Source organism: Bradyrhizobium sp. JYMT SZCCT0180, assembly GCF_018130165.1.
In the GTDB taxonomy this organism is placed as follows: domain Bacteria; phylum Pseudomonadota; class Alphaproteobacteria; order Rhizobiales; family Xanthobacteraceae; genus Bradyrhizobium.
On the sequence record NZ_JAFCLZ010000009.1, the window covers coordinates 151,954 to 165,943 of the forward strand.

The following is a 13,990-nucleotide window of genomic DNA, read 5'->3' on the forward strand; positions in this document are numbered from 1 at the left end:
AAGGGTCAGAAGCCCGCGACGCTGCCGTGCAGATCGTATTGATCCGCACGCTCGATCTTGGCGGTGACGATTTCGCCGACCCGCAACGGACGGCGGCTTGAGACATAGACCGCGCCGTCGATCTCTGGCGCGTCAGCCTTGGAGCGGCCCTTCGAGACGGTCGGGCCGACTTCGTCGATGATGATCTGCTGCCGCGTGCCGACCTTGCGCTTCAGACGGCGCGCCGAAATCTTCTGCTGCCGCGCCATCAGCGCGTTCCAGCGCTCCTGCTTGATCTCGTCGGGCACGGGATTGCCGATCGCATTCGAGGAGGCGCCGGCGACTGGTTCATATTTGAAGCAGCCGAGGCGATCGATCTCGGCTTCCTCGAGCCAGTCGAGCAAATAGGCAAAGTCGGAATCGGTCTCGCCGGGGAAGCCGACGATGAAGGTCGAGCGCAATGTCAGCTCGGGACATTGCTCGCGCCATTTCTTGATCCGCGCCAGCGTCTTTTCCTGCGCTGCAGGCCGCTTCATCGCCTTCAACACTTCCGGGCTCGCATGCTGGAAGGGAATGTCGAGATAGGGCAAAACCTTGCCCTCGGTCATCAGGCCGATGACTTCGTCGACATGCGGGTAGGGGTAGACATATTGCAGCCGTACCCAGGCACCGAGCTCGCCGAGTTCTTTTGCGATGTCGAAGAATTTGGCGCGAACCTGGCGGTCCTGCCACGGGCTTTCGGCATATTTGATATCGACGCCGTAGGCTGACGTGTCCTGCGAGATCACGAGCAGTTCCTTGACGCCGGCGGCGACCAGCTTTTCTGCCTCGCGCAGCACGTCACCCGCCGGGCGCGATACCAGGTCGCCGCGCAGCTTCGGGATGATGCAGAAACTACAGCGATTGTTGCAGCCTTCGGAAATCTTCAGGTAGGCGTAGTGCCGCGGCGTCAGCTTGACGCCCTGCGGCGGCACCAGGTCGAGATGCGGATTATGGACCGGCGGCAGCGCCCGGTGCACCGCGTCCAGCACGCTCTCATATTGCTGCGGACCCGTGATCGACAGCACGCCCGGATAGGCGGCCTCGATCTGCTCGGGTTCCGCGCCCATGCAGCCGGTGACGATGACCTTGCCGTTCTCCGCCATCGCCTCGCCGATGGCGCCGAGCGATTCCTGCTTGGCGCTGTCCAGGAACCCGCAGGTGTTGACTATGACGATGTCGGCGCCGTCATGCTTGCGCGCCAGTTCATAGCCTTCGGCCCGCAGCCGCGTGATAATGCGCTCGGAATCCACCAGCGCCTTGGGGCATCCCAACGAAACAAAGCTGATCTTGGGCGCGGCGGCCTGTTGCATATCTTATCTGCCTGATTGATCAGCACGAGCTAGTCCCAATTGCCCACAATTACAAGGCTTTGCGCGGGACCATGACGTGCTATGGATGGGCTCGCCGGGTTAAGAGTTGATCGATGAGCGCTGAGTCGTCACCGAAAATCGTCATTGTCGACGAAAGCCCGATCCGCGCGGCCATTCTCGAAGAGGGGCTGCGGGAGGCGGGCTTTACCCGCGTGGTCCATATCAGCGAAATGCAGAGCCTGCTGGCGCGGATCTATTCCGAAGACCCGGATGTCATCCTGATCGACCTGGAAAACCCCAGCCGCGACGTCCTGGAGGCGATGTTCCAGGTCAGCCGCGCCGTGCGGCGGCCGATCGCGATGTTCGTCGACCAGAGCGACTCCGCCTCGATCCAGGCCTCGGTCGATGCCGGCGTCTCCGCCTATATCGTCGACGGCCTGAAGAAGGAGCGGATCAAGCCCATTCTCGACCTCTGCATCTCGCGCTTCAATGCCTTTTCCAAGCTGCAGGACGAGCTCGACCGCACCAAATCCGCGTTGGAGGAACGCAAGGTCATCGATCGCGCCAAGGGGATCCTGATGAAGGTAAAGGGCCTGACGGAAGACGAGGCCTACGTGCTGCTGCGGTCCACCGCGATGCGCGAAAAGAAGAAAATCGGCGAGATCGCGCAGTCGATCCTGACCGCGTCGGAGCTGCTGAAATGACCACACCGCTGCATATCGGCTTCATTCCGCTGGTAGACGCCTCCGCGCTGATCATCGCCGTCGACAAGGGCTTTGCCACAGCCGAAGGGCTCGATGTCACGCTGACGCGGGAAGTGTCGTGGTCCAACGTCCGCGACAAGCTCAATATCGGCCGGTTCGACGCGGCGCACCTGCTGGCGCCGGTCGCCATCGCCTCGAGTCTCGGCCTCGGCCACGTCAAGGTGCCGATCGCGGCGCCGTTCAATCTCGGGCTCAACGGCAATGCGATTACGATCTCGCCGGCGCTGCATGCGGCGATCATGGGCGAGATCGACGGCGACCCGCGCAACCCGCTGGTGACGGCGCAGGCGCTGTCCCGGGTGGTGGCGGCGCGGCGCAAGGCCGGCGCGGAGCCGCTGACGTTCGGCATGACGTTTCCGTTCTCGACCCATAACTACCAGCTCCGGTTCTGGATGGCGGCGGGCGGGGTCGATCCCGACGAGGACGTCCATCTGGTGGTGCTGCCGCCGCCCTACATGGTGGACAGCCTGGCCAACGGGCATGTCGATGCGTTCTGCGTCGGCGCGCCCTGGAATTCGGTGGCCGTCGATCTCGGCGTCGGTCACATCCTGCATTTCGTCTCCGACATACTGGTGCGGGCCGCGGAAAAGGTGCTCGCGGTCCGGCAGAGCTGGTCGGACAAGAATCCGGAAGTCCTGGCGGCCTTGATCCGGGCCGCCTCGCGCGCCGCGCAATTCATCGAGCAACCGGACAATCGCAGCGAGGCGGCGCATATCCTCGCAAAGCCGGAATATATCGGCGTCGATGCCCAAGTGATCCTGCGGACGCTCGATGGCCGGTTGAAGATTTCCCCCGACGGCAAGATCCGCGAAAGCAGCCGCTATCTGCTGGTCGGACGCGAGGGCGCCGCGCGGCCCGATCCCGCCCAGGCCGCCTGGCTTTACGCCCAGATGGTGCGCTGGGGACAGACGGCGATGCGGCCGGACGCGCTCAAGACCGCTATGGAGGTGTTCAGGCCGGATCTCTATGACGCGGCCATGGGACAGCCTGGCAAGTCGGGCAACGGCGCGGACGCGATCGGTGCCTTTGCCGGTCCCGCCTTCACCCCCGACGATATCGCCGGACATCTGGCGGCGTTCGAGATCGGCCGCTGGAAGCCGTGACGGCTTGACCCAGATGAGGCAAAATTAGGCACTCATACTGACTGCCTAATAATTAGACTGGCTGCCTTCCAAGTTGCTGTGAAGCGAGCTTCAGAGTTTCACCAACCAAATCCCAACACTCTGATATTTCGAATATTTTTTACTCAATCGGTTTGGCACGCAACTTGTATGTTGCAGTGCAGCCAAACCGACGCGGATGTCGGTCGGCTCAAGTCCAAGATGGATTTCCGCAGCAACGAAGCTGGTCGGACCGAACAGGAGCAAAAGCCCGGCACCGCGGCTGCGTCGAGTTCCAAACGGTCAAACCCCATTCGTTGACGCCACCGATCGTGGCCGCAGGAGCTTCGTCACGTCAGATGAAAATGGAAACGCTCACAGTCGACTTTACCGACGAGCAGAAGCGCTACCTCGAAGGCTTCACCACCGGCCTGCAGATCAGCAGGGTCGGGCGCGGCCTCGGCGGCGGTTCGGGCAAGGCGAATGCCGAGCCGAGCGGACCTGAGGCCGCGCACATCAAGGCACAGGACAGGGTTACCGCCGCCGGCAAGAAGCTCGTCGAGCAGGAAAAGTGGAAGCGCGAGGAGCATCCGTTCGATGTCTATCCGCGGCTGAAACAACAGGCGCTGGTCGATGCGCGGCCGTCGCCGGCGGACAATTTCCGCTGGCGCTATTACGGCCTGTTTTACGTGGGGCCGGCGCAGGATTCCTACATGTGCCGGCTGCGGATCCCGAACGGCATCTTGAAGCATTGGCAGTTTGCCGGCATGGCCGACCTCGCCGAACAGCTGTGCGGCCCATTCTGCCACGTCACCACGCGGGCGAATTTGCAGGTGCGCGAAATCCCGCCGAAGAACGCCGTGGCGCTCATCGAAGGCATTCAGGACCTCGGCCTGTGTTCGCGCGGCTCCGGCGCCGACAACATCCGCAACGTCACGGGGACGCCGACGGCGGGGATCGATCCGCAGGAAATTCTCGACACCCGCGAATACGCCCGCGAGTGGCACTATCACGTCCTCAACGACCGTTCGCTGACGGGATTGCCGCGCAAGTTCAACGTCGCCTTCGACGGCGCCGGCAAGATCGCGGTGCTGGAAGACACCAACGACATCGCGTTTTCCGCCGTCGAGGTGAAAGACGGTTTCGGCGTCGAGCCCGGCGTCTGGTTCAAGCTCGGCATCGGCGGCATCACCGGTCACCGGGATTTTGCCGCCGATACAGGCATCATCGTGAAGCCGGCAGATGCGACCAGGGTGTCGGATGCCATTGTCCGCGTCTTCATCGATCTCGGGGATCGCACCAACCGGCTCAAGGCGCGTTTGAAATATGTCATCGACGGCATGGGGATGGAAAAATTCCTTGTGCTGGTCGAGGAGAAACTCGGCGACGCGTTTACGCGCGTGCCGGCGGAGGCGCTGGCGCCACGGCCCAATTTCGACCGCACCGCCCATATCGGTGTGCACAGGCAGAAGCAGGAAGGCCTGAACTGGATCGGCGTCGCTCTGCCGCTCGGCAAAGTGACCTGCGATCAGATGCGTGGCCTCGCCAGGATCGCGCAGGATCTCGGCGACGGCGATATCCGCCTTACGGTCTGGCAGAATTTGCTGATTCCGGGTGTGCCCGACGACAAGGTTGCGCTGGCTACGGCCGCAATCGAGGCGATCGGGCTTGCGATCGGGACTTCTGAACTCCGCGCCGGCCTGATTGCTTGCACCGGCCGCGCGGGCTGCAAATTCGGCCTTGCCGACACCAAGCGCACGGCCGCCAGGATCGCGGATTGGTGCGATCCGAGGGCGCCGATCGAGACGCCGATCAACATCCATCTCACCGGCTGCCACCATTCCTGCGCGCAGCATTACATCAGCGATATCGGCATGATCGGCGCGCGCGTCCCGGTCGGCGATACCGACGACACGGTCGATGGCTTTCATGTCTTTACGGGCGGCGGCTTCGGTCCGGACGCCGATGTCGGGCAGGAGGTGTTTCGCGACGTCATGGCGGAGGACGTGCCTGTCTATGTCGAGCGGCTGCTGAAGGCCTATCTCGCCAATCGTGCTTCACCCGATGAAACGTTTTTGAGTTTTGCGCGCCGCCATGACGGCGAGACGCTGCGCAAGCTCGCCGACGCTGAGGTTTCCTCATGAACCAGATCACGCCGCCACCCAAGATCGAGATCATTCCCTCCAGCGCGCCGTTCTCCGAAGCGCAGCGCTCGTGGCTGAACGGATTCTTTGCCGGTCTCTTGTCCGACGCGCCGACGCCGTTGTCGGCCGAGCAGGGCGCCGCCGTCATGGACGGCGGCGACGTCGATGACGGCGCGCCGTGGCACGACCAGACCATGCCGATTGCCGACCGCATGAAGCTGGCGGAAGGCCGCCCGCTGCGGCGGAAGATGATGGCGGCGATGGCGCAGCAGGACTGCGGCCAGTGCGGCTACAATTGCAACGACTATTCGGACGCGATCGCCGGCAGGACCGAGGCGCGGCTCAATCTCTGCGTCCCCGGCGGCAAGGAAACCGCCCGGATGCTGAAATCGCTGTATGAGGAACTGGACAAGGCACCGGCGGCGCCACCATCGGCGGCTGCCACGGCACCTGCCGCTGCCGCGCCCGCGGTCGTCGGAGAGCCGGGCCGTTCACGTGACAATCCCGCGCCGGCCAAATTCCTCGGGCGCTATCTGCTCAACAAGGGCCAATCGGAAAAGGAAACCTGGCACATCGACTTCGACCTGTCGGGCTGCGGGCTCGATTATGTCGTCGGCGATTCCTTCGGCATCTTCGCCCGCAACGATCTCGGCAATGTCGATCAGATCATTGCCTTGCTCGGCGCCTCGCACACTACCGAAGTCCGCGGCAAGACCTTGCGCGAAGTGTTGCTCGACGATGTCTCGCTGGCACCGGCGCCGGATTCGCTGTTCGAACTGATCTCCTACCTCACCGGCGGCGCACAGCGTGAGAAGGCGAGGGCGCTGGCGCAAGGTGAAGATCCCGACGGCGATGCCGCGACGCTCGATGTGATGGCGGTGCTGCAGAAGTTTCCCAATGTGCGGCCGCATCCCGAAGCCTTCGTCGAAGCGCTGGAAGCGTTGCAGCCGCGGCTCTATTCGATCTCTTCCTCGCACAACGCGACGCCTGGAAGACTCTCGCTGACGGTCGACTGCGTTCGCTACGTCATCAACAAGCGCAAGCGGCTCGGCCTTGCTTCGACCTTCCTTGCCGAACGCATCCAGCCCGGCGACGAGGTCAAAGTCTACGTGCAGAAGGCCCACGGCTTTGCGCTGCCGGAGGATCCGAAAATTCCGATCATCATGATCGGGCCGGGCACCGGCATCGCGCCGTTCCGCGCCTTCCTGCATGATCGCCGCGCCACCGGCGCGCCCGGCAAGAACTGGCTGTTCTTCGGCCATCAGCGCAGCGACTGCGACTTCTTCTACCAGGATGAACTCAACGCGATGAAAACGTCGGGGCTGCTGACGCGGCTGTCGCTGGCGTGGTCGCGCGACGGCGACAAGAAGTTCTATGTGCAGGACCGCATGCGTGAAGTCGGCCGCGAAGTGTGGACGTGGCTGGCCGAGGGCGCCAACGTCTACATCTGCGGCGACGCCAAGCGGATGGCCAAGGACGTCGAGCGCGCGCTGGTCGATATCGTCGCTCAGTTCGGCGCCCGGTCCACCGACGAGGCCGTCCTGTTTGTCGCGGAACTCAAGAAGAAGGGCAGGTTCCAGCAGGACGTTTATTGATGGGGGTACAATCGTAGCGCCGCGGGTTCCAATTCGCTCAAATCGACCCGAATAAAATTCTCGCCCGAATTGGGCCAAGAGAATTTTTCACTGGAAAGTGAGTCCGGAGGAGGGGCCGTATCACTATTTTTCGGGCCCGCTTGCAAGTTGGCGCGAACGATATTCCATATGCAGCCCATGCTGCGTTGGAAATCGACAATGCGCGAACTATCGGCGGAAGCCCGCCTGCACCTCTATGCACGTTCCCTGTCCCGCCGGACCGGAACCGGATTCCATACCGCCGCGCTCTACGGCTCGTTTGCGCTCATCGCCGCCATCGTCTTCAGCTCGCTCTCGGTTCATCCGTTCTGATTTGCTTCGCTCGAACGGTATTATGGCGCAAACGCCACAAGCGGCCGGGAGGAACCTGATTAGATAGAGCGCGCCATGTGGGCGCGCGCGGCGCTGGCCGCAATCCTGTTAGGTGGCCCTGTTGCCGGACTGGTACTGCTGCGGGATCATGGTCCGTGTCTCTGGACCGGAGTACACGTACAGAAAATCCGTGCGCCACTCATCTCCGAAAATGTCTTTGTAATAAACGCGACCGCCCACACAGACGCGGCTTCGGTCAGCGAGAACGGCGTCTATTTCGTCCTGGCGGAATACCCTTGTTGCGGCTTTCGTGGTCAAAATTTGTTCGAAGAAATTGGCACTTCTTGCATTTGGCTCCGCCCGGAGATCGTCGGCAGGCGGGGCATCAAATGTGGGGATTTGTCCGCGTGGGACCACCTCTACGCCAGTCGCCATAATGACATCGCGCGGCGGGGTTTGCCCCACATTGCGAATCCAGAAGCGGCCCATTGTGACCCTCCCGGTCTCAAAGTCCTCAATCGTATCCGCCTCAACAACGAGATAAGCCCGCAGTTGCGCCCTCATTGTGAAAAGGGTGTCGCGGGCCACTTCGGCTTGGGTTTTGGCGGTATCGGCAGTTTCTTTCGCGGCATTTGCAGCCAGCACGGAGACCGTAAATTGCTTTTGGCTGGCTTCTTTGGCGTCCAAAACCAACTGGCGCGTAGCGCGCCACAGGAACACTGTCGCAAAGCCCAAGATTGCCGTTCCTACGGCAAGGATCAATGTTCCGAAGGCGACCCAAAACTTGTCATGGAGCGCGAAGAAACAATAGAAGCCCGAGAACCAAGCTGGCCCCCGATACTCGCAGTGTTCTTCGTGCTTACCCCGCTCCTCGGTGCTGCGTTCGGGTTTATGGGCAGAGGGCGGCGGTCCCTCTGGCTTTGCATCGGGTTTTATAGCCTCTGGCTGCTCGGTCTTCTGAGCGTCGGCGTTATGGTCAGTTTGGGATAGTGCGGTCGCGACTGGCAAATAGAGCGCAACGATGAGAAACAGCAAACCAAACCGCAGCCGTTTCATTACCGCCCCCTAGATTTCCTCCAACACTACCTGTTCGAGTTCTAGGGCCGCAATACACGCCAGAAAGAATATTGCCGAGAACGTCCCCCGTTTGAGCTTCATGGTGATCCCGGCCTCGGTCTCCTTTAGGCCGTGTTTCCTCAGTCTTTTGGCTAAATCCGCATAGGTTACGTCCGCTTCCTTCATTTTGGCCTTCAGGAAGGCGCTGGCGCGGGTAGCCCATTCCTCCTCAGTCTTTGCAAGGCCCATCGGCCCCTCCTAACGAATATGTTACCTAACGGAAATGATAGATTGCGCTTGACCTAGTGTCAAACCTATCATATTCGTTAGCTATCGTATTCGTTAGGTAACAACGTGGCCCAACACTTCCTCCTCAGCAAAGCGGCAAAGACCCTGAGCTTAGCTCAGGTCTTCCGCATGACTGACGGGGAAGCCGAAACGACCTTCAAAGCTATCCGCTGGGCCGATACGAATGGTGCTCCGGTTTGCCCGTCCTGCGGTTCGGTCGAAGCCTACGAAGCCCGCCGCCCAAATGGAGCACTCCGCTTCCGCTGCAAGGGCTGCAAAAAGGATTTCACCATCACCAGCGGGACACTGTTCGCCAGCCACAAGCTGCCCCTGCGTGGCTATCTGGCGGCCATTGCCGTGTTCTGCAACGAAGTGAAGGGCAAGTCCGCGCTGGCTCTCAGCCGCGACCTGGGCCTCTCCTACAAGTCCGCTTTCGTCCTATTGCACAAGCTACGTGAAGCAATGGCTGAGGAAATGAAGGGTCGCGTTGTCGGCGGCGAAGGCCGGGTGGCCGAAGTAGATGGCGGTTATTTTGGAGGTTATGTGAAGCCAGCAAATCAGAAAGAATATCGCCGCGACCGCCGCTATGCCCGCAATCAAAATGGGAAACGGAAGGTCGTAGTTATCGTCCGTGAACGGGGCGGTAATTCTGTGCCAGCAGTTTTTGGCTCGGAAAGCCAAGCCGCCGCGTTCATCCGTGCTCGGATCGCCAAGGGTACGGTCGTTCATGCTGACGAAGCCTCCTCTTGGGATGGACTTCACGAACGCTTTGAAATGAAACGAATCAATCACCAAGAAGCCTACTCCTTGGACGGAGCTTGCACGAACTATGCTGAAGAATATTTCAGCCGCTTGCGCCGTGCCGAGATCGGCATCCACCACCATATCGCTGGCGCGTACCTGCTGCGCTATGCGCAGGAGTCGTCATGGCGGGAGGACAACCGCCGCGTCTCGAATGGCGATCAGGTGAGCCGTGTAGCAGCGCTGGCAATGAAGCGCGGCAAGTCAGTGGACTTCACCGGTTACTGGCAGCGGCATCGGGAGGCGTGAGGCAAAAACCACATTGGGGCGAGAAAATTACCCTATTGGGCTACAGGTGGCCCACAAGAGCGGTAACCCAAGATGAAGTTTCGGTAACCCGACCCAGCAAAATGGTCCATCAAATCAATGTGTTATACTAACTAAGGGCCTTATTTTTTAGTGTGACGCGACTAACTAAGGCTTAAAGCGTTGTCTGGCATCCTGCTCCGCCTACGGTTGCCATGACTCACAAGGACTGCTTTGATGAAAACCTCATCCGCAGGGGGTAATTTTAAAATGGGCCATCTCATCGTCGTTAGAGCGACTTGGGATAGCGAGGTGAAAGTGTGGACTGCTGAAAGTCCAGACCTTCCCGGCCTCGTCACCGAAGCGTCCAGCCTAGATGAATTGGACGCAAAACTGCCCGATCTTATCCGTGACCTTTTGGACGATTGCGACGACAACGACGAGGGCTTCGATATCCCCGTTGAAGTGATAGCCAGTTACTCAAGACGAGTTAGGGTTGGCGCTCAAGCAGCATGAACAGCTTCACTCCGGAGTTGAAAAAACTTCTGGAGGACGCTGGCTGCTATTTTGTTCGTCATGGTCGAGGGGACCATGAGATATGGTTTAGCCCTCACTCCGGCATCCGCTTCACCGTCGATAATAAGATCAAGTCACGGCATACCGCCAATGCCGTCTTAAAGCAGGCTGGAATTCCTAAGGGCTTCTGACCGTAAACTTTGGCCGTGCAGGTGCCTGCACGCATGGCCCGCCCTAGAGGCTGCTGCCATGCCTGAGATCAAACCAACTGTTTCTCAGTTCATAGAATCCGCGTTCGCGATTGCTCGTTCCAAGTACCACGAAACCAGCGTTTGCTGGACTTCGCTATCTGGTCGTCTGGCACCATCGGGCTTGGTCGGGATGTGGGCCAATATCCAAAAGCTTGGCGAGCTAGACCTGCTATTGCGGTGTTTAGAGGACGAATTGCAGGAGCGGATCGCGACTAATCCTGATGGCAACGGAATTGATTTTGCCTATGCCTATCAAGTCGCGTTCTCTGAGACTTGGGTGGGGGCTGGCTACGAAATTCTGCGGTCTATCCGGCAGCGCGAGACCCACTCTCGGAAGGTGGGGCTGCAAACCCGTGACGTTTCTTTACGTGATGACTTCAAATCGCTGTTCGCAGATTTTGAGCGATTGCGAATGCCGATCGAAAAATATGAGATTCCCAAAGATAAGGAAATGAAGGCCCCGATACGGATGAAACAGTTTCCGGAGCTGGATGCCACCCCCGATTACAGCATGTACGATAAAGACGACCCGAACCGATCTCACCTAATGCCGTCGGGGATTTCCGAGCGGGGGTCGATAGTGTGGCTTGCGATAGATCACCCTACCGACTCTCAATATTGGGTTGAGAGGCGGCAACTGTCAGACCGGATGCTCCAGTTCATCGACGTAGACTTAAGGCACCCCACTCAGGCGGCGTCATCCTGACGTTAAACGCCAGCGTTGCGGGAAGCCTTCCGCAACTACCGCACCGCCCTTGCGCGCCCGAAGGGCCGCCAAGATTGCCGCCTGTAGGTTGTTCTCTTGCTTCCGGGTGGCGGCTGGCGTCTTCCCGGCCAGCAGCGCCTTACATATATCGTCGGCCGTCATAGGCCCGTCAGCCCTCCGCAGCGTATCTATGACGGCCCTAGCCAGCGTCCCGCGCTTGAACCAGGGGTTGCCCACATTCCGCCGCTTGGGCGCTATCAGCCGGATATTGAAGTCCGGGCTGAGCATCTTCATGACGGCTTCGACCTGGAATATGGCCAGCCGTAGCCGCTTGGTCTCGCGCTGGTTGGCGGAGAGCTTCCCCGCCAACTCGCTATGCAGTTGGCTGAGGGTATAGAGGGCTTGCTTGGTTAGTATTTTGGCGTGGGGCATGCCGCCTAGATGGCGGTGGACCCTTCATTTTTCTTGTGGCGTTTGCGCCATAATACCGCGCTCGAAAACGTTACGTTACGGCCAGGCCGCGTAAGACGCGCCGCGCCGCATCTGCTCCAGTCGAGAACGACGCCGGTAGACGCCCGGCGAAACGCCCTGGTGCTTGCGAAAGAACCGGCTGAAATAACCGGGATCACGAAATCCAAGACCGTAGCCGATCTGCTCGACCGGAAGATCGAGTTGCTGCAGGCGCGTGCAGGCCTCCTCGATCAGTCGCAGATGCACGACGGCGCGAGGGCTGACGCCTTTCTCGCGCTTGCAGTGGGCGTGCAGCTTGTCCTCGGTAACGCCCAGCGCGGCCGCATAACGCGCGACCTGCCAGCCATCGCGGTAATGCAATTCGACCATCTGGAGAAAATTTCCGACCAGGCGGGTGCCGTCACCCCGGTGCGCGGCTTCGTCGGGCGGCTCGCCTGAGATGACGGAGCGCCACAGATGCAGGCAGAGCAGCAGCACATGCGATGACGTCATCGTAGCACTGCCACGCCCGGGAGAATGCAGTTCGCGCACCAGCGCGTCGCAGCCATGGAGCACGGCGCTGAACGCTTCGCCGACCTGTCCCGCCTTCAAGAGCACAAGCCGGTCGATGGTGCGGCGGAGGTGAAGCGCCTCGGCGCTGCCGGCGACGGTCTTGGTGAGAAAATCTTCGGAGATCGCGATCAGATAACCTTGCGCGCCGGCTTCGACCTGCAGATCGCCCTCGAGATCTGCCGGCAGCCACAGCAGCGCCGGGGCTTCAAACGCGACATGGGTGCCGCGCAGCGCAACGGCGCCACGCCGCGCCTCGATCACCATGAGATGGGAACGGCGAAGTCCGCGCTGACGAATGACCCATTGGGCCGGCGCAAGGCTGGCGGAAAACCGCTCCGCATGGAGGGCCGGAATCGGCTTCTCCGCAAAGGCTTCCAGCACCGAACCCAACTGCATGGCATCCCCCAACCGTGACAATCTACCGCTTGTCGCAGGCGGTCTTTGACGGGAGGATACAATCAATCCCCGGATACGTCCAATTCTATGGCCTGAGCACTCCCATAGGCTGCATCCGGTCGAACGCCGCTTCCAAGGCGATGGACGCAAAAGTCTCTGGGAGGAGAACATGGGGTCATCAGTCACCCGCTTCGCAGCGGGATTACTCGCCGTCACCGGGGCGGCCCTTTTCGCAGCCGACGGGCCGGCGCTGGCGCAGAGCTCGGTCAAGATCGGATACGCGATTTCGCGCACCGGCCCCAATGCCGGCGGCGCCGCGGTGACGACGCTGCCGAACTACGAAATGTGGGTGAAGGAAGTGAACGCCGCGGGCGGCCTGAAGCTCGGCGACAAGCGCGTGCCGATCGAGGTTGTCCAATATGACGATCGCTCCAGCGCCGAAGAAGCGGCGCGGTCGCTCGAGCGGCTGATCACCCAGGACAAGGTCGACTTCATCCTGCCGCCCTGGGGCACCGGCCTCAATCTCGCGGTCGGGCCGATCCTCAACAAGGCCGGCTATCCGCATCTCGCATCGACCGCGGTGACCGACCGCGCGCCTGAACTGGCCAAACGCTGGCCCAACAGCTTCTGGCTGCTCGGCACCAGCGCCGGCGCCGCCAACACGCTGGTGGATCTCCTGGTCAAGCTGCGGGGTGAAGGCAAGATCGGCGACACCGTCGCCATGGTCAGCGTCGCCGACGGTTTTGGCATCGACCTGTCGGGCGCGGCGCGTCCTGCACTGGCAAAAGCCAATTTCAAGCTGGCCTATGACAAGACCTATCCGGTCGGCACGCAGGACCTCAGCCCGATTGTCAACGAGGTCAAGGCGCTCAATCCCGACGTCTTCATCGCGTTCAGCTATCCGCCGGATACGCTCGGGATTACCGAACAGGCGCGGATCGCGAGCTTCAATCCAAAAATCTTCTACACCGGCGTCGGCACGGCTTTTCCTCTGTTCAAGCAGAAGTTCGGCGCCAATGCGCAGGGCGTGATGGGGATCGGCGGCTGGAGCGGCGACAGCGCACCGATCAAGGATTATCTTGCGCGCCACAAGGCGTCAGCGGCGAACGGCGCCGAGCCGGATCGCTGGGCCAGTGCGGTGACCTACGCCAGCCTGCAGATGCTGCAGCAGGCGATCGAGCGCGTCGGCAAGATCGACCGTGAGGCCGTCATCAAGGATCTGCAGACCGGGACCTTCGACACCATCATCGGCAAGGTGAAGTTCGAGAACAACCTGCCGACCAAATATTGGTGGGTCGGGCAGTGGCAGGACGGCGAATTCTACGGCGTCGCACCGGCCGCCAACGAAGGCGCGCGGACGCCTGTTATTCCGAAGCCGGCCTGGAAGGCGCCGTGATCGGCGATTGCTCCAGACGGCACTGA

15 protein-coding genes are annotated in these 13,990 nt (G+C 61.0%); 10 read left to right on the plus strand and 5 right to left on the minus strand.

The features are described from left to right. Positions 1-5: 5 nt before the first annotated feature. The gene (gene rimO / locus JQ641_RS15485) at positions 6-1,331 is read right to left on the minus strand and encodes a 30S ribosomal protein S12 methylthiotransferase RimO (RefSeq protein ID WP_211996810.1); all 1,326 of its coding nucleotides are present in this window, start codon (positions 1,329-1,331) and stop codon (positions 6-8) included. Positions 1,332-1,444: 113 nt separating this feature from the next. Between rimO and JQ641_RS15490 the strand changes: the two genes are divergently transcribed. The 5 genes from JQ641_RS15490 to JQ641_RS15510 all read left to right on the plus strand — a co-directional run bounded on the left by JQ641_RS15490 (position 1,445) and on the right by JQ641_RS15510 (position 7,285). Further along, positions 1,445-2,035, plus strand: coding sequence for an ANTAR domain-containing response regulator (locus JQ641_RS15490; RefSeq protein WP_192736010.1), 591 nt, complete (start codon positions 1,445-1,447; stop codon positions 2,033-2,035). Further along, positions 2,032-3,198 (plus strand): CmpA/NrtA family ABC transporter substrate-binding protein, encoded by a 1,167-nt coding sequence (locus JQ641_RS15495; RefSeq protein WP_211996811.1) that lies wholly within the window; start codon positions 2,032-2,034, stop codon positions 3,196-3,198. Before JQ641_RS15490 ends, JQ641_RS15495 begins: the two co-directional genes overlap by 4 nt. Before the next feature lie 356 nt (positions 3,199-3,554). Then, positions 3,555-5,339 carry a NirA family protein gene (locus JQ641_RS15500; RefSeq protein ID WP_211996812.1) on the plus strand — a complete coding sequence of 595 codons (1,785 nt, stop codon included), beginning with the start codon at positions 3,555-3,557 and terminating at the stop codon, positions 5,337-5,339. Next, positions 5,336-6,934 (plus strand): sulfite reductase subunit alpha, encoded by a 1,599-nt coding sequence (locus JQ641_RS15505; protein WP_211996813.1) that lies wholly within the window; start codon positions 5,336-5,338, stop codon positions 6,932-6,934. The genes JQ641_RS15500 and JQ641_RS15505 overlap by 4 nt, the downstream gene beginning before the upstream one ends. A gap of 198 nt (positions 6,935-7,132) precedes the next feature. Continuing rightward, positions 7,133-7,285, plus strand: coding sequence for a hypothetical protein (locus JQ641_RS15510; protein ID WP_192736006.1), 153 nt, complete (start codon positions 7,133-7,135; stop codon positions 7,283-7,285). A gap of 108 nt (positions 7,286-7,393) precedes the next feature. Here JQ641_RS15510 and JQ641_RS15515 read toward each other — a convergent pair whose 3' ends face one another. Next, a complete protein-coding gene (locus JQ641_RS15515; protein ID WP_211996814.1) occupies positions 7,394-8,341 on the minus strand; it encodes a hypothetical protein in 948 nt (315 codons plus the stop codon). Positions 8,342-8,350: 9 nt separating this feature from the next. After that, positions 8,351-8,590, minus strand: a complete 240-nt coding sequence (locus JQ641_RS15520) for a DUF6471 domain-containing protein (protein ID WP_211996815.1) — start codon at positions 8,588-8,590, stop codon at positions 8,351-8,353. 105 nt (positions 8,591-8,695) lie between these two features. Here JQ641_RS15520 and JQ641_RS15525 point away from each other — a divergent pair, with 105 nt between their 5' ends. The 4 genes from JQ641_RS15525 to JQ641_RS15540 all read left to right on the plus strand — a co-directional run bounded on the left by JQ641_RS15525 (position 8,696) and on the right by JQ641_RS15540 (position 11,149). Next, the gene (locus tag JQ641_RS15525) at positions 8,696-9,679 is read left to right on the plus strand and encodes an IS1595 family transposase (protein WP_211996816.1); all 984 of its coding nucleotides are present in this window, start codon (positions 8,696-8,698) and stop codon (positions 9,677-9,679) included. A gap of 234 nt (positions 9,680-9,913) precedes the next feature. Next, positions 9,914-10,192, plus strand: a complete 279-nt coding sequence (locus tag JQ641_RS15530; protein ID WP_211996817.1) for a DUF1902 domain-containing protein — start codon at positions 9,914-9,916, stop codon at positions 10,190-10,192. Further along, positions 10,189-10,383, plus strand: coding sequence for a type II toxin-antitoxin system HicA family toxin (locus JQ641_RS15535; protein WP_211996818.1), 195 nt, complete (start codon positions 10,189-10,191; stop codon positions 10,381-10,383). The genes JQ641_RS15530 and JQ641_RS15535 overlap by 4 nt, the downstream gene beginning before the upstream one ends. A gap of 58 nt (positions 10,384-10,441) precedes the next feature. After that, on the plus strand, positions 10,442-11,149 hold the full coding sequence (locus JQ641_RS15540) for a hypothetical protein (RefSeq protein ID WP_211996819.1): 708 nt from the start codon (positions 10,442-10,444) through the stop codon (positions 11,147-11,149). Here JQ641_RS15540 and JQ641_RS15545 read toward each other — a convergent pair. Both JQ641_RS15545 and JQ641_RS15550 read right to left on the minus strand, forming a co-directional pair. Next, positions 11,141-11,581: a hypothetical protein gene (locus JQ641_RS15545; protein WP_211996820.1), complete on the minus strand. Its 441-nt coding sequence runs from the start codon at positions 11,579-11,581 to the stop codon at positions 11,141-11,143. The genes JQ641_RS15540 and JQ641_RS15545 overlap by 9 nt on opposite strands. A 75-nt stretch (positions 11,582-11,656) precedes the next feature. Continuing rightward, positions 11,657-12,568, minus strand: a complete 912-nt coding sequence (locus JQ641_RS15550) for a helix-turn-helix domain-containing protein (RefSeq protein ID WP_211996821.1) — start codon at positions 12,566-12,568, stop codon at positions 11,657-11,659. Between the two features lie 169 nt (positions 12,569-12,737). Here JQ641_RS15550 and JQ641_RS15555 point away from each other — a divergent pair, with 169 nt between their 5' ends. Next, entirely contained in the window at positions 12,738-13,964 is a 1,227-nt protein-coding gene (locus JQ641_RS15555) for an amino acid ABC transporter substrate-binding protein (RefSeq protein ID WP_211996822.1), read from the plus strand. The last annotated feature ends 26 nt before the right edge of the window (positions 13,965-13,990 follow it).